General features: G+C 45.1%; 15 protein-coding genes. 11 read left to right on the top strand and 4 right to left on the bottom strand.

The window, feature by feature from the left end; translation table 11 throughout:
- Positions 1-38: 38 nt before the first annotated feature.
- From vabF to AACT23_RS09105, 3 genes are all read left to right on the top strand, one after another.
- Positions 39-8525: a vanchrobactin non-ribosomal peptide synthetase VabF gene (vabF, locus tag AACT23_RS09115; RefSeq protein WP_094129650.1), complete on the top strand. Its 8487-nt coding sequence runs from the start codon at positions 39-41 to the stop codon at positions 8523-8525.
- A gap of 102 nt (positions 8526-8627) precedes the next feature.
- Positions 8628-9941, top strand: coding sequence for a vanchrobactin export MFS transporter VabS (gene vabS, locus AACT23_RS09110; RefSeq protein ID WP_094129647.1), 1314 nt, complete (start codon positions 8628-8630; stop codon positions 9939-9941).
- 247 nt (positions 9942-10188) lie between these two features.
- Complete coding sequence (locus AACT23_RS09105; protein ID WP_094124597.1) at positions 10189-11112, top strand: isochorismatase family protein; 924 nt, start codon at positions 10189-10191, stop codon at positions 11110-11112.
- Positions 11113-11223: 111 nt separating this feature from the next.
- Here the strand turns inward: AACT23_RS09105 and vabE are convergent, their stop codons facing one another.
- Complete coding sequence (gene vabE, locus AACT23_RS09100; RefSeq protein ID WP_094129642.1) at positions 11224-12855, bottom strand: 2,3-dihydroxybenzoate-AMP ligase VabE; 1632 nt, start codon at positions 12853-12855, stop codon at positions 11224-11226.
- Positions 12856-12858: 3 nt separating this feature from the next.
- The gene (locus AACT23_RS09095) at positions 12859-14046 is read right to left on the bottom strand and encodes an isochorismate synthase (protein WP_094129639.1); all 1188 of its coding nucleotides are present in this window, start codon (positions 14044-14046) and stop codon (positions 12859-12861) included.
- 176 nt (positions 14047-14222) lie between these two features.
- Here AACT23_RS09095 and AACT23_RS09090 point away from each other — a divergent pair, with 176 nt between their 5' ends.
- Entirely contained in the window at positions 14223-14999 is a 777-nt protein-coding gene (locus tag AACT23_RS09090) for a 2,3-dihydro-2,3-dihydroxybenzoate dehydrogenase (RefSeq protein ID WP_094129636.1), read from the top strand.
- 59 nt (positions 15000-15058) lie between these two features.
- Here the strand turns inward: AACT23_RS09090 and AACT23_RS09085 are convergent, their stop codons facing one another.
- Entirely contained in the window at positions 15059-16132 is a 1074-nt protein-coding gene (locus AACT23_RS09085; RefSeq protein ID WP_094129633.1) for a 3-deoxy-7-phosphoheptulonate synthase, read from the bottom strand.
- Between the two features lie 584 nt (positions 16133-16716).
- On the opposite strand from AACT23_RS09085, the gene AACT23_RS09080 reads away from it, so the two are divergent.
- Complete coding sequence (locus tag AACT23_RS09080; protein ID WP_094129630.1) at positions 16717-19002, top strand: glycoside hydrolase family 9 protein; 2286 nt, start codon at positions 16717-16719, stop codon at positions 19000-19002.
- 298 nt (positions 19003-19300) lie between these two features.
- On the opposite strand, the gene AACT23_RS09075 is transcribed toward AACT23_RS09080, so the two are convergent.
- Positions 19301-20557: a hypothetical protein gene (locus AACT23_RS09075; RefSeq protein WP_094129626.1), complete on the bottom strand. Its 1257-nt coding sequence runs from the start codon at positions 20555-20557 to the stop codon at positions 19301-19303.
- Between the two features lie 315 nt (positions 20558-20872).
- Here AACT23_RS09075 and AACT23_RS09070 point away from each other — a divergent pair, with 315 nt between their 5' ends.
- The 6 genes from AACT23_RS09070 (at position 20873) to AACT23_RS09045 (ending at position 24462) form a co-directional block, all read left to right on the top strand.
- Positions 20873-21262 carry a helix-turn-helix transcriptional regulator gene (locus tag AACT23_RS09070; RefSeq protein ID WP_094129623.1) on the top strand — a complete coding sequence of 130 codons (390 nt, stop codon included), beginning with the start codon at positions 20873-20875 and terminating at the stop codon, positions 21260-21262.
- A gap of 342 nt (positions 21263-21604) precedes the next feature.
- Positions 21605-22285 carry an inovirus Gp2 family protein gene (locus tag AACT23_RS09065; RefSeq protein ID WP_094129620.1) on the top strand — a complete coding sequence of 227 codons (681 nt, stop codon included), beginning with the start codon at positions 21605-21607 and terminating at the stop codon, positions 22283-22285.
- 61 nt (positions 22286-22346) lie between these two features.
- A complete protein-coding gene (locus AACT23_RS09060) occupies positions 22347-23021 on the top strand; it encodes an inovirus Gp2 family protein (RefSeq protein ID WP_094129617.1) in 675 nt (224 codons plus the stop codon).
- A 53-nt stretch (positions 23022-23074) separates the two neighbouring features.
- Positions 23075-23674, top strand: a complete 600-nt coding sequence (locus AACT23_RS09055) for an inovirus Gp2 family protein (protein WP_094129614.1) — start codon at positions 23075-23077, stop codon at positions 23672-23674.
- A 64-nt stretch (positions 23675-23738) separates the two neighbouring features.
- Complete coding sequence (locus AACT23_RS09050; RefSeq protein WP_001211743.1) at positions 23739-23939, top strand: AlpA family transcriptional regulator; 201 nt, start codon at positions 23739-23741, stop codon at positions 23937-23939.
- Between the two features lie 82 nt (positions 23940-24021).
- Entirely contained in the window at positions 24022-24462 is a 441-nt protein-coding gene (locus tag AACT23_RS09045; RefSeq protein ID WP_094129611.1) for a ribonuclease HI, read from the top strand.
- Positions 24463-24552 lie beyond the last annotated feature (90 nt).

Genomic DNA, 24552 nt, shown 5'->3' with positions numbered 1-24552 from the left:
AAGGGACATAGGCAATGACTTTTGTTAGGAATAAAGAGATGCACAACTCATCAGTGCAAGAGGATCAGTGGCCTCTTATCGGCACACAGCAAGGTATTTGGTTTGCCGAGCAGATGATGCCCAATCCAGAGCAATTTAATGTTGCCCACTACGTGGTGATTCAAGGTCAAATCGATATTGAGTTATTTTCAAACGCGGTAGCCATCGGCTTGCAAGGCGTTGATTCCCTTCACTGCCATTATTTAGAGAGCGATGGCAGCGTGAGGCAGCAGTTTTATCCAGCGGATGAAGAAGGGCAGTGGCTTGAAATTCTCGACTTTTCACAAGCCGCCTTGCCAGAAGAGTCGGCTCGGGAGTGGATGAAGCACGATCTTACGCAGCGGTTGGACATTTCATCAAGAAAAAGGCGTTTCCGACACTGTTTAATTGATGTTGGTTCAAGCAATGCACCGCAATGGTTTTGGTATCAACGTTACCATCATATTGACGTGGATGGGTTCAGCGTGAATGCCATCAGTCAATACATCTGCCAACTTTATAACCATTGGCGGATTGGCGCTGCGAAACCTCAAGAGTTCAGCGCTTTTAGTGATGTAATTCAAGAATATCAGCAATTTTTAGACTCAGCAGCGCGCCAGCAGGCGTACGACTTTTGGCAAACGCAAGCGGCTCATTTACCCAATGTTATTTCGCTCACCACAGGTAGCGCAGCCAATACATCCTCGAGCACGATCACTCACACCGTGCCATTAATCGGTGGAGAGTGGTTAACTCGCTATAGTCCACAGTTGTTACCCGCCGAGCTTGCGATGGCGATGGTATTTGCTTATCTCCATTTACATTCTGGGCAAGAGCAAGTGTGTGTTGGTGTCCCCTTTATGCGCCGAATGGGCAATGCCGCCACTTGTGCCGCTGGTGCGGTAGTGAATGTACTGCCGGTGGCGCTGTCACTTCATCCACAAATGAGCATTATTGATGTGGCGCGAGAGATGAATAAAACCATCCGCCAAGTTCGTCGCCACCAGATGTATGACGCTGAGCAGATCCAACGTGATTTGGGATTAGTAGGCCAGCCGCTCTATGGCCCGATACTCAACTTTAAACCCTTTGAAGCTGCACTGAGTTTATCTGGCGTAGATACTGAGACACATATCCTCTCGGCAGGTCCGATTGATGAGATTGAATTTTCGCCAGTGCTCGATGGTCAGACACTGAGTGTTAATATCACGGCCAACAGCACCAAATATATCCAAGAGTCATTAGAACTTCATGCCGCTCGTTTCGTTGCGATGGTAGAGCAGATTGCCAACCATCCAACACAGCCACTTGATTTGGTAGAGTTAATCCCGCCGAGCGAGAAGCAGCAGATTGCTTTGTGGTCGGTGGGGCCACAACATGAACATGAAGCAGAGCAAACTGTGCTGGATGTGTGGCAGCAGACAGTTGAGAGCAAGCCAAACGAAGATGCCTTGGTGTTTAAACAGCAGCGTTGGACATTTGATGCCTTCAATCACCTCATTGAAACTCGAGCGGATCAACTGATTACCGCAGGTTTGCGCCAAGGCGATATTGCAGGTGTCGCGTTACGACGTGGGCCTGAAAGCGTCGTGACTATGCTAGCGATTTTGCGAGCGGGTGCGATTTACCTGCCTATCGATCTTGATTATCCCGTTGAACGTATTGAATCGATTGTTGAACAAGCACGTCCTTGGTGCTTAGTTGTGGAGGAGGATGAGCAAAACATGGCTTATTCATCGATAAGCTACGTCCCTAGGTTTATTGCTCTTCCTGAATTGGCTCGCATTCACACTGCGCCACAACCCAAACCGACGATCAGTCACAGCGACGTGGCTTATATCATCTTTACTTCAGGTTCGACTGGTCACCCGAAAGGGGTCATGAACACACATGGAGCGCTGTTGAATTTACTGCGCTCTCATCAAGGTTCGATTTTTTCTGCGGCTATCAGAAAACTGGCGACACGTCGTCAGTTACCAGAACAAGCTATTACTGTTCGTGCAGCGCATACGACGTCATTCTCCTTCGATGCTTCTTGGGAGCAAGTACTCTGGATGTTGTCTGGCCATACTATGTATTTGTATGACGATGAACAACGGAAAGATGCCTACGAACTGGTTCAGTGTGTTGCTGAAGATAATATCGATGCTCTTGATTTACCGCCTTTACTGTTTGATCAAATGCTCGATAGTGGATTAATGACGAACGATCACGTGCCGACGTTAGTTTTGATTGGTAGTGAAGCCATACCACAAAAGCTTTGGTCACGCGTGAGTGAGTTTCCCGAACTGCTGGTGGAAAACTTTTATGGACCAACAGAATTTACGGTTGATGCGATCAGCGCTTCGCTTGATGCAGATGCATCGCCTGTCATTGGTCGACCGATTGCCGGTGCTTGTGTTTACGTGCTTGATGAAAATTTAGAGCCTGTCGCTATTGGTGAGGTGGGTGAGCTTTATTTATCGGGTGCGGGGTTAGCAAAGGGCTACCTCAACCAGCCAAGTATGACAGCAGAACGTTTTGTGGCGAACCCCTTTGCGTATGGCAAGATAATGTACCGCACTGGTGATTTGGTGAAGTGGCGAGACAATGGGTTACTGGATTTTGTTGGCCGGTGTGATCACCAAATCAAAATTCGCGGTTTTCGTATTGAATTGGGCGATGTAGAAAGTGCTATTAATGCGATTGATGGTGTTAATACGACGGTAGTCGTAGCAGAGCCTGTTGGCGATACTCATCGTTTATTGGCTTACTGTACTTTAGAGAAAGGGACTCAGGGTGAGTCAGTTCAACCCGCGTTCACAGAGCAAAGACTGCAAAGTCTTATCGCACAGGCGCTGCCTGACTATATGCAGCCAACCAATGTGATGATCTTGGATGCTTTCTCTTTGAATGTGAATGGGAAAATCGATAGAAAAGCGCTCCCTAAGTACTCGGCAGGCACGCGTAGCGAACGCGTGGCCCCAATAACCCAACCAGAGCAGCTGTTATGTGATGCGATCACCGAGCTACTCGGTGTCAGTGACATAGGAATGTCAGATGACTTCTTTAATCTAGGCGGGGACAGTATTTCGGCAATGAGCCTTGGGACGCGATTGCGAACGGCGGGCTATGATCTACGACCCAAAGCTATTTTTGCAGCCCGTCAACTGGGTATGATGGCGAGCCAAATGGTGCCACTACAGCAGCAACAGCGCGAGAAACAAGAAGGCATTATTCGGCCTCTGCCTATGTGGCAATGGTTTGAGGAGACATTTTCTAATACAACCAGTTATGTGCAAAGTGTGCTTGTTGAGGTGGAAAGCGAAACCCAATTAGCGCACTTGCAAGCCAGTTTAGTGCAACTGGTCGCCAACCATTCCGTGTGTCGCTTGGTCCAAAAAGAGCAGCAATACCATATTGAGGCGCTGCAAAATCTTGATGTAAAAAACTGGGTTGAATCGGTTTCGGTTGAGAGGCTAGATGGCCCCGTGTTGGACAGTCTGTTTAGCCAGCGCAGTCAGTCGATGTCAATATCATCGGGTCAGCTATTACGCTTGATGATGATAACGGAGCGCAGTGGGCGTAAAAGTCTCATGATCCTTGCTCACCATTTCCTTATCGATGGTGTCTCTTGGCGAATATTGCTTCCGCAGTTGCAGGCATTAACTCAAGCACAAGTCACAGGTGAAGTGGTGGTGATTTCTGAGGAGGTTACCGGTATCCATTGTTGGTCAAAAGCGCTGTATCAACATTTAGCGGTCGCTGCTGCGCAAATGCCATTTTGGCGAGCGCAGGCACAGCGTGCTGTTGCTCCCATCAAGGATACTGTCGATAAAATACGCATGACGCATTGGCGTACGCCACTCTCTCATGCCGTTACGCAGCCGTTATTGGAATTACCCACACACCAGACGAATCTCGATATTGAAGAGATGCTATTAGCCGCGGTCACGGGGGCGATCGCAGGACTTTATGGGTGTGAAGAGATTAAAGTGAACGTCGAATCTCATGGCCGTGAAGAGTGTAAAGAGGAGATCGATCTCAACCAAACTCTAGGGTGGTTTACCACCGAATATCCGTTGATCATTAACGTGCCAAAGCAGGGTGATTACCGCGAGCGGTTACGTGAAGTGAAGCAAAGTAAGCGCAGTGTGAAAGATAAAGGGCTAGGTTATATGGTGCTGCGCTATCTTGATAATCCGTATCGAGATGAATTACGCACATTAGCGAATACACGCCAACCGTCATTGCTGTTTAATTACCTTGGCCGTTTCCAAAGCAGCGATGGTCAGTGGTCACCACAGCAATATAGTGGGCAGTTTGCCGATACATTTGCCGTCACCTTAAACAGTGAACGGGCTTTGCAGCATCCCTTAGAGCTAAATATTTTCGTCGAAGAATCGGCAACGCCGCGATTGGTGCTCAACTGGTCTTGGAATGCTCATCTGTTCAGCCAACAGGAAATGGTGTCGCTGAGCCAACAGATTGAAAGTGAGCTGCTGAAAATACAGCAAGCGCTACAAGTTGGCGATAGTGCTGAGTTGGACCTCTCTGTACCTGCTGACTATACCGAGCCGGGAATCACACTGCGACAAGCGAGCCTATTGCAACACCACTATGGCAAGTTAGCGGATGTACTGCCAGCATTGCCTTTACAAGAAGGATTACTGTTCCAATCTCAATTAGGGGATAAAAATAGCAGTTATAACTCCACCACGCGTCTTACTTTCCAAGGTCAACTGTCTGAACATCGCGTGAGCGAAGCGCTTAATGCGGTGATTAGGCGTCATCCGCAGTTGCTCGCTCGATTTGATAGTTCGATATTAGGGCGCACTGTACAGGTGATGACGCAGGTTAATCCAAGTTGGCCACTGACACGTTATGACATAACAAACATGAGTGGTGATGAGCAAAGCGCGTTGATTGATCAGTTAGAGAAGCAAGAGCTAAGCCGCCAGTTTGACCTTAACGATCCTACCCACAGCCTGTTGCAGGCCCAGTTGATTTTTCATGGTGATCAGCAAAGCACACTGCTCCTTTCAGCACATCATCTGGTGGTCGATGGCTGGTCAACGCCGATTTTATTGAATGACTTTCTCAGTGCATACGCCCAAGGAGTCTCGAACTTACCTCCGGTAACCGTCGGTTATGCTCACGTTGTGAGCCAGCTAACGCAGCGCGATAAAACCGTTGCGACCGAGCTTTGGGGCAAAGTATTAGCTGATGTTCAGCCGTGTATGGCTTTTGATGATATTCCACTTAGCGAGGAAGTTAACGAGCATCAGTTATGGCTATCAAAGCATAAAACGGATCAGTTAAATCAGTGTTTACGACATCATGGTTTAACCATGAGCACCTTAATGCAAGGCCTTTGGGCGAGTATTCTCGCCAGCATGACGGGCCGTGAAGAGGTGGTTTTTGGTACGCCAATCTCTGGTCGGTTCAGCCGTATTGCCGGTATTGATGAACAGATAGGGTTATTCAGTAATACCGTGCCTGTCCGTGTGACACTGCAACCTCACCTTAGTTTGAGTGAGCAATTAAAATCGCACCAAGCGATCCAAATCCAATTACTGGAGCACGATGAACTTGGCTTGGGTGAGATCCAGCAACTGGTGGGTGGAAAAACACTCTTTGATACTTTGCTGGTGGTCGAAAACTATCCAGATCATAGCCGTTGGTACCAGCAAGATTTTAGCGGCGCGAAATTAATGGCTATCCACAATCGTGGCTATACCCATTATCCATTAACCATTCTCGTCTTACCGGGAGAGCAACTGCATATCCTGTTTGAATATCGAGACCGAGTCGGCGTAGCAAAACAGATCGTACAACGATTTGAGCAAATGCTGGATGAGTTTATGGTGTCGAGTGATAAGCCTTTCGCTGAATGGGATCTGCGGTTAAGTGGCGAAATTGAATTGCAGCAACGCGTCAACCAGACCAAAACCGCCGTTGAACGCACGACACTGCGTGATTTGATGATCACGCAGCAACAACGTTCTCCACATCAGTTGGCTTTAATTGATAGTGAGCACCGTTTTACCTATCAAGCACTGGCTGAGCAGGTGGCCGCTATTGCCGATTTGCTGCTTCAGCAAGGTGTTAAGGCCGGGGATATTGTTGCTGTTGCCTTGCCACGCAGCGCAACCTTGAGCTTGGCGATCTACAGTATTATCGAATGTGGTGCGGCTTATTTACCGTTGGATGTTGGTTATCCGGATGAGCGCTTGGCCTACATGATCAATGATGCTAAGCCTGCGCTGATCATCACTTGCTCTTCATTCACCTCACGTTTTGAAGGTTTAGCGACACTATTGTTGTTGGATAAGTTACCAGCTCCCGTGCGCGCAGAGCGGCAGAACCGCGCAGATGGGCTTACCCCCTCAAATGCGGCCTACTTGCTTTACACTTCAGGTTCAACAGGTAACCCCAAAGGGGTGTTGGTTTCTCATCAAGCGATTGTCAACCGATTGAAGTGGATGCAGCACCAATATCCCTTGAGCTCTGAGGATGTGGTATTGCAAAAAACGCCGTGCAGTTTTGATGTCTCCGTGTGGGAGTTTTTCTGGCCCTTACTGGAAGGGGCGAGCTTAGTGATGGCTCCGGCTGAAGCGCATAAAGACCCTGAATGGTTATTGCAAATAATTGACGATTATCACGTGACCACGATGCATTTTGTACCTTCAATGCTGGCAGCTTTCATGGCCTCAATTGAAGCGAATCAGCCAACGGGTTTCACCGTAGCACCAAGCCTCAAGCAAGTATTTTGCTCAGGAGAAGCGCTTGCGAAAGAGCTCTGCCATCAGTACGCACGTAGAATTAATGCACCGCTGCATAACTTGTACGGCCCGACGGAAGCGGCGGTTGACGTGACTTATTATCCAGCTTACGGCGAGGCATTAAACGCAAGCGTTGGCCGTAGTGCACCGATTGGTTTACCGGTATGGAACACCCAAGTTTATGTGCTCGATAGCTTTTTAAGAGCTGTACCAATCGGTGTGCCGGGCGAGCTCTATCTTGCTGGCGAGCAATTAGCCATCGGTTACTTTAATCGCAGTGCGTTAACGGCGGATCGGTTTATCGCCAATCCGTTTACTTGTGGCGAGCGAATGTACCGCACTGGTGATGTCGTACGTTGGTTAGCGTGTGGCTCGATTGAGTATTTAGGACGCAGTGATGATCAGATAAAAATTCGCGGGCAGCGTGTGGAACTGGGTGAAATTGAAAGCGCATTACAGGCACTTCCTGCGGTAAAACAAGCGGTGGTCTGTGCTCAGACGCTCTCTACTCATTCAGGTATGTTAGGCGCTGATGAACGGCAAATTATCGGTTACGTTATCGCGCATGATATGAGCGTAACGAATGGCGAGAAGCTACGCGCTGAACTTTCCAAACATTTACCAGCCCATATGGTTCCGGCGGCTATCGTGTTACTGGATCACTATCCGCTTAGCGCCAACGGTAAGCTAGATAAAAAAGCATTACCGCGGCCAAATGACCTCGCAGTACGGGTAGGGCGCAAGGCTCATCCGGGCCTTGAAACACAATTGGTGACGCTATTTTCTCAAGTATTGGCTGTCGAAACACTGTTTGCTGATGATGATTTCTTTACGCTCGGCGGGCATTCACTGCTGGCGATGAAATTAGCGGCAGATATTCGAAGAGCGCTAAACCTACCTGTCACAGTTGGTCAAATCATGGTCAATCCTACGGTGGAGAAACTGGCGAGTTTGTTGCTGGATGACGATGCTTTTAACGACCCTACCTTAGCTGGTTTTGGCGAAGTGCTGCCTATCCGTGCCGGAAGTGGCCCAGCACTTTTTTGTGTCAACTCTGCTTCTGGCTTTGCTTGGCAATACACAGGGCTACCTAAATATCTGACAGGACATTATCCCATTTATGGTTTGCAATCACCTCGGCCCGGCGGAGCGATGGCGGCCAGTGAAACGATGGAAGAAGTGTGTGATCGTTTATTACCCGTCTTAAGAGAGATACAGCCATTTGGACCTTACCATCTATTAGGCTATTCATTTGGCGGGATTGTGGCACAAAAATTGGCCGCGAAGCTTCAACAGCAGGGTGAAGAGGTGCACTTTTTAGGGTTATTGGATACCTATCCACCGGAGGGTCAGAACTGGGATGGCCCGATGGATGAAGAAGAGCAGTACGAAATTGAGCGTGAAAAAGAGCAGTTTCTGGCCATCAATGAGCTAACCGACATTGAATTAGATGAGCAACGTTTGGCGATGTTCAATGAGATTACCGCTAACTATGAAGATGCGGTACGTCTACTTGCACAGGCACAAACGTCTGATTATCAAGGTCCGGCCCACCTTTTTGTGGCGCAACGTACGGTGCCAGATGGTTATGATATTGATGCTCATTGGCAATCTTTTGTCGGCCAGTTGATTAAGCATCAGTTTGATTGTTCACATGAAGATATCTTGGCCCCAGAAAATGTACGCCAGATTGGCGAATGTTTAAATACGCTGCTGGAGTCGAAGGCTGCACTGAAAAAATAACAAAAACCACCATCGACGAAACCAGTGCTTATCAAGGCTGGTTTCGTCTTAATTTTCGCGATGTTTTGAAAGCATTACATTCTGGTTTGAATAGATAATAGTATGAATATAAAGAATATATTTTTAGATTTTAGCCTACTGAAAAACAACCCACATTTCCGAATGGTCTTTATGGCCCGCATGATGTCAGTGCTTGCTCTTGGCATGATGACGGTCGCGGTGCCGATACAGATACATCAAATGACCGGTTCGACCTTGCAGGTAGGTCTTATCATGGCATTGGATGGTATCGGGATGTTTGTTGGCCTGCTGCTAGGAGGCGTATTGGCCGATAAGTACGATCGCCGTCGATTGATTTTGTTCGCACGCGCGACCTGTGGTATTGGGTTTGCTGCATTAGCATTGAATAGCATAGTCGCGCAATCCTCCTTAGTGGCTCTCTATATACTCTCGGTGTGGGATGGTTTTTTTGGCGCTATGGGTATGACGGCCTTGATGGCTGCTTTACCGACCATTGTTGGGCGACAAAAATTACCTGAAGCTGCCGCATTGAGCATGCTAACGGTTCGATTGGGTATGGTTCTCTCACCAGCGATTGGCGGCTTATTGATCACTGTCGGTGATGTCAGTTGGAACTATATTGCGGCTTCTGTTGGAACGCTCTGTACGCTGATCCCACTGTTTAGATTACCTTCGATGAAGCCGCAACATCATACGCCGGAGAATCCATTTCAATCACTGTATGAAGGTGTTCAATTTCTATTTTCAAACAAAGTGGTTGGTTGTGTGGTGCTGTTTGGCACACTCGAAACATTAGCAACCGCGATTAGAGTGATGTTCCCTGCGTTAGCTTTAGTCTCATTTCAGGGTACCGCCGCTAACGCAGGTGTGATGTATTCGGCCATTCCGTTAGGGGCGATGTGTGGCGCATTGACTTCAGGTTGGGTAAAACAGTCGCAAAAGCCAGGAATGGTCTTAATCTACGCGACGTTAGGTTCATTTTTAGCGATTGTGGCTATGGGGCTTGTGAATAATTTTTGGTGGTTTGCTCTCATCTTAGTTGGCTATGGTTATTTGGGTTCGGTCGCTTCTTTGATTCAATATTCGATCGTACAAGGACACACTCCAGATCACTTGTTAGGCCGCGTAAGTAGCTTATGGACGGCGCAAGATGTATCGGGAGACTCGATTGGAGCACTCGGTTTAGGGGCGTTGGGTAAAGTGCTAGCACCAACGATGTCGATCCTCACTTTTGGTTTGGGTGCAACGGGAATTGGTGCGTTGATGGTGATGGCATTTCGCTCATTACGCCAAGCGACTCTGTTTGATCCAGCGCTTATCGTTAACACAAGCTCAGAACCTAACGTCTCCTCAGATGAGGTCACTTCCCAACCTGCGGCGCAAACGATGAATTAGCTATTCGTTTTGTGGTGGGCTCTCGTTGTGTTGCCGTGAGTCGAGAGCGGTACGTTATGCATATAGTTGAGAATTAATCTCATTAACAATTGATTTTTATGCGTAGACTGCTTTAGTATTAATGAAATGATAATTGTTACCATTTGGGTGGCGGTTGTCGACGAATACGAGCCTCTTATTTCTGAAGTCGTTATTGGCTTTAAGGCATCACGAACGAGAAAAGCCTCTTTTAACAAGGATTATATTTATGGCGATTCCCAAAATAGCCAGCTACTCCATTCCGTTGGCTGAAACATTTCCGAAAAACAAAGTTCACTGGCATGTCCAAGCCGATAGAGCGGTACTGCTCATTCACGATATGCAAAAGTACTTTATCAACTTTTTTGATCATTCTCAGGCACCCGTTCCTGAGTTATTAGCGAATATTTCAGAGCTGAAATCACTGGCTCGTCAGGCCAATATCCCCGTGGTGTACACAGCTCAACCCCCTAACCAAGACCCAGTAGAGAGAGCGCTACTGACTGATTTTTGGGGAACAGGGCTGACAAAAGATACTGAGATTGTGTCTGAGCTTTCACCTGAAGACGGGGATATCCAATACACCAAATGGCGTTATAGCGCGTTTAAGAAAACGCCGCTGCTGGAGTGGATGAAAGAGACACAGCGTGACCAGTTGATCATTGTGGGTGTCTATGCACATATAGGTATCTTATCAACGGCGTTAGATGCTTTTATGTTGGATATACAGCCTTTTGTGGTCGGTGACGCTGTGGCTGATTTCTCTTTGGAAGATCATCATCATACGCTGAAATACATCACGGAGCGTGTTGGCTGCGTGACTTCGCTTGAGGCATTAAAACCACAAATGATCCACAGTCAAGAAACCAGATTATTGAGCCTTGAACAGATGCGTCAGCAAGTGGCTGAGCTATTGGATCTCGATTTAGATGAAGTGGATGTAGATGAGAAGCTCACTTTTCTTGGCTTAGATTCTATCCGCGCGGTTACCTTATTTGAATCATGGCGCAAGATGGGCATAGAGTGCGCCTTTTCAGAGATGATTAAATATTCAACTTTAAGAGAGTGGTGGCATGTGATGGAGCCTAGTGTTGTTGCTCAGTCGTCACATCAAGTAACGGACACGCGTTCCACTGAAGAGCAACCGGTTTGAGTATACTGGACCACTAGACTAGCGAAAGAGAACGCATCGCCCAGCAAAAGCCGATATCGACGATATCGGCTTTTTCATCTTTAAGTTATTTGAGCGCCTGTGTTGCCATGATTAGTGAGAGTATTGCGTTCTTAACCATTTCTTGTTGACTTTGCCCACGGGGGTTTTAGGTAATTCATCGACGAAATGGATGTGATCAGGGATCTTAAATTCTGCTAATCCTTGAGCGTGTAAAAATCGTTTGAGAGTAATGGGTTTGAGCGTTTTACCGTTATCTGGAACGACAATGGCGCAACTGCGTTCACCAAGAAACTCATCAGCAATAGCAACCAAAGCCACATCATGAACATCCTGATGTTGAAGTAGCAGGTTTTCAACCTCTTCGGCTGCGATTTTTTCACCACCACGATTGATCTGATCTTTCTCTCGTCCCGTGACGATAATATTGCCTTCAGCCGTCCTACGCACTCTGTCACCTGTGATATAGAAGCCTTGGTCGGTGAATGAGCGTTGGTTATGTTCTGGAGCTCGGTAATAACCTCGAATCGTATAAGGGCCTCTGGTCATGAGTAAGCCTTCCTCACCCACCGCAGCGGGCTCACCCTCATCGTTGATTATCATCACTTCATCATCAGTTGAAATTGGGCGTCCTTGAGTAGTAACAATCACGCTGAGTGGGTCATCAAGTCGTGTGTAATTAACCAACCCTTCAGCCATTCCAAACACTTGCTGTAATTGACAGTGAAGAGTCGTCGGTAAGCGCATTGCTGCGGCCTCACTAAACTTCGCTCCGCCGACTTGTACCAGAGTGAGGCTCGCGATGTTTTCTGTAGCGGACTCGGCGTATTTCATCCAGAGTAGCGCTAACGGCGGCACTAGTGCTGCAACAGTAATGTGGTGCTTCTCAATTAAACGGAAAGCGGTGTGCGGTGTGGTATCGGAAGCGAGCACGACACAACCGCCAGCGTAAAAGACGCCCAATGCGCCGGGCGAGCTGAGTGGAAAGTTATGCGCAACGGGAAGAACACACAAATACCTCGTTTGTGGACCAAACTGACAAATTTGAATGCTACCAAGTACGCTATAAGCGTAGTCATTGTGCGTACGAGGGATCAATTTGGGAGTGCCAGTTGTTCCGCCGGAAAGCTGGAAAAAAGCCACTTGATCAGCAAAGACCGAATCAGTAACAGGATCTTCTTCCACGCAGTGGTAAAGCGTATCTAATTCCTGAATTTGCTCGTGTGAGGATTGACCGCAAACAATGGTATGCAAGAGAGAAGGGCAACTACTTCGTAGTTTCTGCGCGGTTTGCTGCGCGTCAAAGCCCACGATATCGTCTGAAAAAATATAGGCTTTGGCGTGAGTATGTTGGCAAAAATAGCTCAGCTCTAGATAGCGGTGCGCTGGCAGAGCTAGAACCGGTTTAATGCCCCGCATGGTCAAGGCAAAAAAGCAGAGATAGAATTCAGCACGATTGGCCATTTGTAGTACGACATTATCACCCCGCTGCAAACCTAGGGAGCTCAAGCCAGCCGCAAGGCTGATCATTTTCTGATATAAATTTTGATAGCTGTACTGGCCGAAATCATCAATCAGTGCGATGGCGTCAGGGCTTTTTTTTACGGAATCACTGAAATAATCAAATAAGGTTCTTTGTTGCCAGTAGCCTTGTTCACGATAGCGCTGGCTGAACTGCTCTGGCCAAGGGGTAAAATCGGTCGGGTTAAGATTATTCATGACCACTCCTTAGGCGGTAAGTAATTCATCAATTTCAATACCAGCGGCTTTCAAAATGGTGCTCATTTTTGCCCCTGTTTCATCGAGTTCACTCTGCGGTGAGGATTCATTCACAATGCCAGCTCCAGCGAACACACTCATCTCATTTTGGCTCACTTCCGCGCAGCGTATCGTGACAACCCACTCGCCATTTCCCCGAGCGTCGCACCAACCGATCATGCCAGTGAAGTAGCCGCGGTCGAAAGTTTCGATCTGCTTAATCGCTTGGTAAGCCGATAATCTTGGATAACCACACACTGCGGGTGTTGGGTGTAACTCTGCTGCAATGCGTAGCGAGTTAATCATCGGATCATCGGCTTGTCCTTCAAGCACTGTTGATAAATGCAGCATCGTTTCGGTTTCAATCACTGATGGAACCATAGGGGTAAATAAGTTATGGCAGTAGCGGCTGAGTACTTTCTCGACTTCCTCGACGACGAAGGCATGTTCATTCAGATCTTTTTGCGTATCAAGTAATGAAGCGGAGCGCTGTTGGTTTTGCACCGCGTTGTTTGATTTAGGCCGCGAGCCCGCTAGGGGGTTAGAAACGATAAACCCGCCTTTTTTCGCCAACAACAACTCGGGACTGGCTCCCATTAACTTGGCGTTAGGGCCAATTTCAGTAGAAAAAGTGTAGCCATTGCGATTGATGGACAACAGATTACGCAATAAACGAGTTTGATCGATGTGTTGTGGAGTCGAGAGTTTCACTAAACGTGATAGCACCACTTTTGATAGTTCGGTGGTATTAAACAGCTCAAGTAAGGTTGTGACTCCTTGTTTGTAGTCGTTGCCTGTTGGCGGTGAAACAATGGTCGCTTTATGGCTCTGCTGCCCTTCTTTTTCACTGGCCCGTGGGCTACCAGAAACATAGAGCTTTTCTGGAATGAAGAAACGCGTCGCCGTCTCTTCATTAAAAGGAATTGTCGCAAATAAAATAGGATTGTCGTACTCATCTGTTTTTGCTGCTTCTAGCATCTTGGTTGCTTGATCCGCCAGCTCACAGAATGGGAGCGCTTGATTGAACTGATGAGCAATTCCCACGCCAAGCATGGTGTTGTGAGGCGAAGCAAAAAAGAAGGGAGATTCTTTTAAGTGCTCATCCAATAGCTGATTAGCCATTTTTGAAAACCCAATAACTTCACGTTTCATCACCAAAACTCCATTAATAACGTGTTACGCCTAATTGCTTATTATTTTACAAACCACTAAAGTACGCAGATTATATATGATAATAATTATCAATAACAAATGATAATTAATGTTATTAACTAAGGCTGAGATTCAGTTATGGCTATGGTTTAGTGTGGATTTAACGGAGTAAAGTTAGGAAAATGATGAAATTAGACGAAACGGTTTTATTGACTGGAGCCGGGCAGGGGATTGGTTATGCCGTATTGGAATCTTTACTGGCGAGCGGTTATCGAGTTGTAGCGACGGATAAAAATCACCACCAATTAACTCAGCAATTAGCGAGTTTGAACGAGCGCTATACCGAGCAGCTTCATTGCTATGAGCTTGATTTACAGCATCATGACGACGTAAAAAAAAGGGTACAAGAACTGAATGAGCGCTATCAGTTTGCTCATTTCATCAGCTGCGCGGGCATATTGCACCTTGGTTCAATCACCGAATTATCGATGTCAGAGATCAAAGCGATGTTTGATGTCAATACGTTTGGCACCTTAGCCGCTTTGCAAGGGGTTGCGATAGGAATGAAAGTGCGCCAGCGTGGCAATGTTATTGTGATTGGCTCTAATTCAGCGAATACGCCTCGGCTCAATATTGGAGCATATGCGGCATCTAAATCGGCTTTGCATATGTTGGTCAAGTGCGCAGCTCTTGAGCTTGCAAACGATGGAATTCGATGCAATATCGTTAGCCCAGGCTCAACACGCACCGAAATGCAAACGCAGTTATGGAACAGCGAATATGGTGAAAGAGAAGTGATAAAAGGTAATCTTGAACAGTACCGTTTGGGGATACCCCTTGGCAAAATGGCGGAGCCCGAAGACATTGCTGGGGTTGTTATGTTTTTGATGTCGAATGCAGCAAGTCAAATCACCATGCATGATTTGAGAGTGGATGGCGGCGCTACACTCGATAATTAAGTGAAGGCCACTGACGATAGGCAAGGTGAAGCAAACGGGAGCTTCACCTTAGTGGTGGTTTACACTGGAGCGTGACAATATTGCTGCTGTTGAAGTGTTGCGACCGCATCATCGAGCGTATTTAAAAAGCACATTGTATCCTCCCAACTTAAGCACTCATCAGTGATGGATTGGCCGTAGCAGAGCGGACCTTTATTCAAAGCTTGGCTACCGCCTTGCAAAAAGCTTTCGCACATTACTCCCGCAATGTGGCGCTCTCCAGACAGCAGTTGCTGGGCTATGTTGTTTATTACATCCAATTGATTCTTAGCGATTTTCCCACTATTACCGTGGCTGCAGTCAATCACCAGCCTGCTGCTGAGCTGGCTATGGTGTAATTGATAAGCCGCACTTTTAACACTGTGACTTGCATAGTTTGGCGTGACACCACCACGTAAAATGATATGGCAATATGGATTACCTTGAGTTTGCACCGCAACCGGTTGTCCATTCTCACCCGCCATAATCAACAGATGTGAATCGTTAGCGGCATGAATCGCATCGATTGCAATGGTCGTATTGCCGTCAGTACCATTTTTAAAACCAATAGGGCAGTGCAATGCCGAAGCGAGTTGGCGATGCGGTTGTGATTCAGTGGTTCTTGCGCCAACCGCACCCCAACAAATAAGGTCCGCGATATACGGTGCGATATGCGTATCTAAAAACTCAGTTGCTGTTGGTACACCCAGCGCTAGGACTGACTTGAGTAATTCACGGCTAGAGCTGAGCCCTTTGAGTAAGTTAAATTGACCGTTGAGATCAGGGTCAACCATGTATCCTTTCCAGCCAGTCCGCGTTCTCGGTTTTTCAAAATAAGTTCTCATCACCAACTTGAGAGTGCTGCTGAACTGTTTTTGTGCCTTTGCGAGTCGTTGTGCATAGTCAATTGCAGCCTCAGGGTCGTGGATTGAACATGGCCCAATAATCACCAACATCCTTGAGTCACGACCCGACAAGATATTTTGAATGTCTTGGCGGTGTTGGTGAACGGCCATTGATCGTTGATTATCGGTTTCTGATGATTGGTCTAGAAGGTATAGATTAGGTAAAGGAGTGATTGATGAAGCGTTCATCACATTATGTAGAGATTTCATGGGCACTATCCGCATAAACATTACGACGTAATGATAATTATTATCATTAATTATTTTCGATAGTGTGAAACATTTGTACAATTGTCAATATGTAAACAGATTTAAATCAAAATGGGGGAACGCGTTTAAAATGAGCTGTTAGTAATGATCAATCACTAATATGTTTGTGATGATTGTGCTTTTTGGTCTCCTGCCGCAGATCAATACATTAATGCCCACGGTGATTGGTGAGCGTTTGGGGTTACCAATAGAAGATTTTTACCATGGTCGTTTAGTTCAAGAGTACAAGCTGCCCTTATGCTCATATCAAAGGTCTAGATAGTTAGCCGGGCTCAAGAGCATGTTGTAAAGGCTATAAAGTTAGTTTACCCCCGATTGATATAATTGTTCGCTAGAAAACAAGTCAATTTATCGATGAGATTTCCTTGAAACAGATTCATTAACCTAGAGGTAAGTGCTAGCAGTATCACGAAGAGAGAAATAGGCGTTTTTAGAACGGTTCTTTTGTGCTCAGACATCTACTTATTAGCCATGAAAATCGCTTAATTTCAATGGTGTTGTAATTTATATGTCTAGGAGTAAATATGCATAAGTTCAAACTATCATTGGCAACAATACTCATTCTTTCATCGTGTTCTGCTTATGCAAATGAGCAAATTAAGAACGGCAAATTTAACGGGAACATGGATGGTTGGTGGAATGCTGGTGCAGATGTAAAAATCAAAAATGGCGAAGCATGTCTTGAGATTAGAAGTCTAGGAGAGAACCCTTGGAATGTGATTTTAGGACAGGGCGGGATTGGGTTGGCAAACAAAGCAGATTATGAAGTTTCATTTGATGCTTATGCAACCGTTGATACTCAAATGAGAACGCTTATTCAGCATGAAGGTCCTCCTTATACCAACTATTTTGTGGATGATACAAAAGTCTCACTGAAGAAGAAGAGCTATAAGTTTAAGTTCAGCCATGATGTTGAAAGCGATGCTAAAACTGAGTTCCAGTTTCAAATGGGCGCCCAGAAAAAGGGAACCGTATGCGTTAGCAATGTTTCAGTCGTCGGTGAGAAATACATTGAAGAGCTGAAGATAAATTCTGTTCGTGCTAACCAAGTCGGTTACCTTCCTCAAGCAGATAAGTTTGTGTTTGTCGCGAATGAATCTAAAGAGCCATTAAAGTGGGTGCTAACAAACAACAGCAATATCAATGTCGATTTAGGTAAAACGGAAGTTTTTGGTCTTAATAAGGCATCAGGCGAGTTTATTCACCGTATTGACCTATCGAACTACAGATCAGATATGAGTGGCTTGAAAGTAAAAGTCGGTGAAGACGAGAGCTTGCCATTTAGCATTAGCAAAGATATCTACAATCAGTTGAAGTACGATGCATTGTCTTACTTCTACCAAAACCGTAGTGGTATTGAGATTGATAAGGCTCTGGTACAGCGTGACGATCTAGCGCGTCCCGGCGGTCATATGAGCGATGTGGTTACCTGTTTTAATAAGACGGACAGCTGGGGTAATAAATGGCCAGGTTGTGATTTTTCTGTCGATGTAACCGGCGGTTGGTATGACGCTGGCGACCATGGTAAGTATACGGTTAACAGCGGTATCTCGACTTGGACTCTTTTGAACCTGTTTGAAAGAGGTAAATGGCTAGATAACGCACCAATTCCTTTTGCAGAAGGGAAAGTGAAAATTCCAGAAGCTGGAAATGGCGTTAACCCTTTGTTGTCTGAGGCTCGTTGGAATATCGAATTTATATTGGCAATGCAGATCCATAGTGACAAACCTGTAGCGGTTCCTGTTTGTGACCAGTCTGAAGACAAAACACTTAAACTGACTAAGATTGACGCAAAAGGGATGGCTTTCCATAAAGTTGCTGATGAAGCTTGGACAGGTATGCCACTGCCACCTCATATGGACACCCAGAAGCGATATGTGGGTTATCCAACCACTGCGGCTACGTTGAACTTGTCAGCAATTGGTGCTCAATGTGCGCGAATTTGGAAAGAGATTGATCCTGCACTCTCAAAAAACTGTTTGAATGCGGCGCAAGAGGCTTGGGAAGCCGCGAGCAAAAATCCTCATATTCTTGCCTATGATAACTTCACAGGGTCGGGCCCATATGATGATAAAGAGCTTTCAGACGAGTTCTACTGGGCTGCAAGTGAACTTTATATCACCACTGGTGACAGCAAGTACCTTAAAGCACTGAAAGCTTCTCCTCACTATCTAGAGACACCAAAAGGTAACATTGAAGCAGATGGCGAAATGTTCTGGGGGTACACAGCGCCTTTAGCAACAATAAGCTTGGCCGTTGTGCCTAATGGATTGGGTGATGATCAAATTAAAGTTGCAAGGAAAAACTTAATCGCAACCTCTGATAACTTTGTGGGCCAGATTAATAACGAGGGTTATCATATTCCTTACACGGTAGAAGATTATCCGTGGGGATCGAACTCGAGTTTTGTAAATAGAGCTATCTTCTTAATCTATGCGAATGATTTCACCGGCGATATTAAGTATGTAAAAGCGGCTGCAAATGCGATGGATTACTTACTAGGCGCGAACCCAATGAACCTGTCTTATATTACAGGTTACGGCACCAATGCGGCTAAAAGTCCACATCACCGTTTTTGGGCACATGCTGCGGATGAAAAGTCACCAGCTCCAGCACCTGGCGCACTAGTAGGTGGACCCAACTCAGTGAGTTACAGTGATCCAGTCGCTGCGACATTGAAGGGGCAGTGTGTTGGCCAAACCTGTTATAGAGATAACATTAATGCATGGTCGTTTAATGAGATCACGATTAATTGGAATGCTCCTCTCGTTTGGGTTTCTTCTGCTTTGGATGAAGGGCAATTATATTGATTAACGGGTCACTTTTTTGGGGAAAATATTTATGTACCTAAACTTCTAAGCCAGTACGAGTCAGGAAAAGACGTTAAGAGAATACAATTCCTTGAAATAGCTAGGTTTAGATACAAAAAAAGACGTCCTAGGACGTCTTTTTTCTGGAATTTGGCTCCCCCTGCAGGGGCAAAACCCAAACAGATAGATACTATGTCCTGCTTGGCCTAAGCCTATATTGGGATAGCTTAGGTTTAAGACAAATGTACCTATCTGTGTACCTAAAGTCAATTGCTGTAATTATAAGCACCGTTTGGTATTACTTTTCGTGGAATCTGTTTTTGTACGCATCTTTGAGTATCTGATTCAAAGTCCGATTTACTTTCGACTTTGTATCACCACCAGCAAGATCAACTAGCATCTCCCATTGTTTGTCATTTAATTCCAACGAGTAATCTTTACTATCTCTTTTATCTGCTGAAAACTTATCTTTCAAAAGCTTTACACGATGGTCAAAATTACTTGTTGTCACAGATAGTAAGTCTAGAGTTGATACAATACATTTTTTCTGAATGACGGTATCTTGTGAAGGAAGAAATAGCCGAGAGATTGCGTATTGTGCTTCTAATCGATTGTAAGTCAGATTGATTAGGTTTTTATTGTTTGTCCTTAACATATCCCAAGTTAGTAATGGTACCTTGGTATTGGCTTTAATGAATAAGTTTCTAATTGTATATAGAAGGTTTTGTGCTGTCGCTAAACTTATTTGCTTTGTGAAACAGTTTAAATGCAGATGATTAATTACCATTATTGCAGTCTTTCCTTCAGAAGTAGGGCACAAGTTACATATCGAGTTAAGTGCTTCTAGAGTCCTAGTTAAAGGCTTGCTTTCGAGTCGTTCCAGAAATTTTTTTTCCTTATCCTGTTTGTCTTTTTGTAAAATTTCTTCAACTTTTTTGTTAAAAAAATCCTCATCAAAAAACGACTTGCTTAGCGGAATTAATTCTAATTCTGAATAAAGACCATTAGATTCGGATGCTTCATGACTATGGAGCCCACCATATTTCTTTCTTAATCTATTAAGAACCTCCTCTTCAGCCTCTCTTTTCCTTTTCTGTGCTTTCTCTTGGTTGTCTTTATCATTTAGCTGTGGCCAAAACAGTTCCCCCATACTTTGGCTTTCGTTACGAAGCTGGGGTAAACAGGTTTTTGAGACGCGCATTATCTTGAGCATAGAAATCAAAAAGTACACCTCCCTATCACTTTGTAACCAGTCGGTATGCTCTTGAGTTATCAAGTAACTTTTGTCTGTTTCAATTAACTCATTTAGCAAATCATTCAGGTCGTCCTCTTCATACCGTAGTAATTCACCTGATTCTAACTGATCTACATGGCAGTCAATATGGAGCGCAACTAACTCAATAAAGTTATGTTGTAACTCTTTTACATCGTAAAGAGAGATGTTTCGAAAGTCGTTATTTACTTTGTCATCGTTCAAGTGTGAAAGATATAGGACATAAAAACGAAGGTGTTCTTCGGATGATTTTAAGAATCTTTTAAATCGTCTGTTTGGCATAATTATGCTCATGTTGGCTTGGTGGTTATTAACTGGTTTTTGGGAGGGTTTAAGGTGGATTTTTGCTTATTTCTTACCATTTATAGCGCAAGAATTTGCAAGAAAAAATCTTGCAGACATAGATTTTCATACAAGGAATGAAATTTAGTTTGATTAATGGTTTGTGATTTTTATAAATGAGGATATCACGTTTTTCGAAGATGGGAATCATAAATACATGAACGGAAATGTGCTGATTTATGCATGGGTGGTGAAACTGCAAAAATTAACGGCGCTTGCCTTTGATGTGAACGAAATAACCAAAGGATTCACATCATGCAACTTATCAGACGTAAAGAGCTATCGGAGCTGACAGGCATCAGCCGAGCTCATTTATACTTATTGATTGGAGAGGGGAAGTTCCCAAGGCAAATTCACATTGGTAAACGTGCTTCTGCATGGATAGTGGAAGAAGTACAAGCCTGGGTCGATGGTGTTTGGCATGAAGGTATGACAACGTCACCGAATCTCAAAAATTCAATGAAGTTGGTCGACCGGAAAACGTTGCTGAACATGATTGGCTTTAACAAAGATACCTTGTATCGAATGATTAAAGCTGGAGATTTTCCTCCGTGTGTCTCGAAAGACATTCCTCGATGGAAGTACAACGACATTGTTACTTGGGTCGCGAAGAAAATTACTATCCGCGATGCAAACTGCTTCTAAACACAACGGTATCCTCCCTTCTTTTTTCTCTCATTTCTTGTCCTTTAATTTGATAGTAAGTCAAATTTGCTTTTTGCCATGCAAGGCTGAATGTTTCTTAAATTTTGCGTAATTGTTAATTGTGATTCGATTTTTGTGTGTCTGGAAAGGGCTAAATGTTAACGGAATTAAGTGTCGTTAATGTCTGTCTGGTTAGTATTGTTACTGTCATATCTACCATACCTACTCACCCATTACATCGGCATATTACCCTTTACTGAGTCATCCCTAGTGACTCACAGTACGCAATTAAAAATGACGACACAGACCTATCTATGAACCTAAACACAGGAGTAGATAGGAATGAATGTACGTTCTAGAAAAAACAAAAACCTCAGACTAACCACCAAGAAAACGTTTCTGGGTCGACCTGTCCAGACCGAGCATGGTCCACTCTATATCGACTACTTAGAGAAAATGCACAATACGATTGATCTCGCATTGGACGAGTATCCTCGGCTTATGGCTATTCGCGTGGATTTGAGGTTTCCTAAGCTAAGGGAAAATGAAAAGAGCGGTAATGTGATGACCGATTTTTTACGCTCATTACAGTCGCAGATTGATCACTCAGGAAAACGAAAGAAAAGAGAAGGGAGTGCTAGAGTGCATCCCTGCAAAGTGCGGATTGCTTGGGTGAGAGAACGTTCTAGCTCGATAAACGACCACTATCACCTAGTACTCATGTTCAACAAAGATAGATTTAACTGGTTGGGGAAAACTCAAACGCAACAGGAGAACGTAGGCTCTTTTATCGTAGAGGCATGGGCGAGGGTGGCCGGTGTCGACTACGAAGAAGCTAATGGATTAGTCCATTTTTCAAAGAGAAAGAATAGTGACAGTGTGGTCATCCACCGCTTGAATTGTAACTCTGATGACTTTGATGATGCGTTTGATGAGTTCTTCAAGCACATTAGCTATCTAGCAAAAGAGAACACCAAGCACTTTGGTAGTGGTAGACGAAATTTCGGCCATAGTCATAAGTAGCTTAAAAAGTAACGGTAGTCACAGTTCCTGTGGGAATCACAATAAACCACAGGAACCAATCATGATTCATCAACTCAACGTAGCTCATCAAAGAGTCGATACCATCACTCATGACAGAACCTTCAATGGGACACCACTCTACTACTTTGAGGATGGTCTCGTCCTCGAATACCTAGAGGAGATAGACCGAGTGCTGACTGAAGCTCTAAACCAATATCCAAGAATCTATGCTGTTCACATCAACCTAAACCTACCGAGTGACTTTGAGGGAGATTACCTAGCGGTGTTTGCCCATTTCATTCGTATTTTGGAGTCGGAGACTAATGAGCTCTGTAAGGACAAATACACCGACAGAACTTATCAATACCAGCAAACGGTCATTCGTTATATCTGGGCGAAGGCGAATGAATCCACCAGCAAGCACCATCATCTTATCTTGCTCTTTGATAGGGCTCTCTTTCAAAACTTAGGCACTGGTCGAGAGGGTTGGGGGCGTTTTCTCTACAAAAAAGTGAGGAAGACATGGTATAGGGTGGTTGAAGCCTATTACAATCAATCATGCTCAGGATTAGCTTATTCCCCTAGCAATGAAGGTTTTGAGCTGTTGTCTGACGCTGAAATGTTCCCGCTACAGTTAAACGAGTTCTTCTATCGCATAAGTCGTCTTGCGAAGCCCATTACCAACTTGAACGATCACCTCAACAAGAGCTTTGGTTGCAGTCACGACTCACCTTAAAAAAATACAGCGCGAGTAATGCCTATGTCATTCACACACAAAAGGCATTACTCATGGCGAATAGAACCTACCTCCCAAGCATTACCCTTGACCGAACTTTTGAAGATTACCCGCTGTATTACAGCGACAAGGGGTTATACGAATCAGCACTGACCTCAATGGTCGATGTCTTTGAGCAGGCTCTCAGTCAGTTTGACATCGCTCTCGCCACACGTTTGGACTTGTTTTTGCCAGAAGACCATCAAGATACCGACCTCAGCATCCTCAACGATTACTTTAAGCTACTTAAAGAAAAGCTTGGGACGGATTCTCTGTTTTATGTATGGCGTAAGCGGGAAGACAAGGTGCCATCCCACAACTATCGCGTGATGCTGTTTACTGACTATAGCCAGCACTTTGGTCCCGCTATTTGCTGGGATAAACGCAACGAATTGGTTGAGCACCTCAAAACGGCTTGGCAAGAAGCGATAGAAAAGCACTACAGCGGCGAAGCGCGTTCATTGGTGTTTCTCAATGACCGAGGCAATTATAGCTTGGGTACACGCTGTAAAAGCAAAGACACTGACATAAAGAACTGCGTCTATAAACGGATGAGCAGTCTTGCTGAAGCGTGGAGCGAGACGGTGTACTGCTTTGGCTCTAGCTTGGAGTAGACCGACTGCATTTTTTTACAGTGGTGGCTTATCCCATGGGTATATACAAGAGGAGACAATTCCCATGAGATTTCTACGACTTAAAGAAGTGATGTCACTAACAGGACTAGGCCGTTCAACTATCTACAAGTTCATGGCAGATGAAACCGACTTCCCTAAGAGTGTGCCACTCGGTGGACGTGCGGTAGCTTGGGTCGAAAGTGAAATAGAGGAATGGATGGAATCACGTCTGAGCATGCGAGACAACGCAGAATCCTTTCAGTAACACAAACATCAAATCACATCATCAACGGGGCGCTGGCTAAGCAAAGTCATGCGCCCTTTTTGCAATTAGAGAGAGATAAAAAATGAGTTATTCAATTTATGTAGACGGCGCTGCACCAAACAACCAACACGGATGTACACGAGGTGGCATTGGGCTGGTGGTCATGGATGAAGACAATGAGATTGTTCATGAAGAAAGCTTTACCATCAATCGGAAAACCTACAATGCTGAGTTGGAACTACTGGCCTTAATTGAAGCATTGGAATACGCAGAAGATGGGGATGTTATCTATTCGGACAGCGATTACTGTGTGAAAGGTTTCAACATCTGGATGGACGATTGGAAAGACCGAGGTTGGCGTCGAGCGGATAAGAAACCGGTTAAAAACCGCCAACTTTGGCAACAAGTGGATGCGTTGAGTTCTAGGAAGTATGTCGAGGTATTTAAGGTCAAAGCACATTCGGGTATTGAAGGGAATGAAAGAGCTGATTTGTTAGCGGTTGAAGCAGCGGAAGCCGACTAATACAAGAATTCATAGTTTGGGAGGATTATACCTCTCAAGCTATGCCCTATTTTTGGTTTAGGATAAGCTGGTTAATGATTAAGTTATTAT

Source organism: Vibrio sp. V09_P4A23P171, from assembly GCF_963875615.1.
Classification (GTDB): Bacteria; Pseudomonadota; Gammaproteobacteria; order Enterobacterales; family Vibrionaceae; genus Vibrio; species Vibrio anguillarum.
This window is presented reverse-complemented; position numbering and strand designations above follow the sequence as displayed.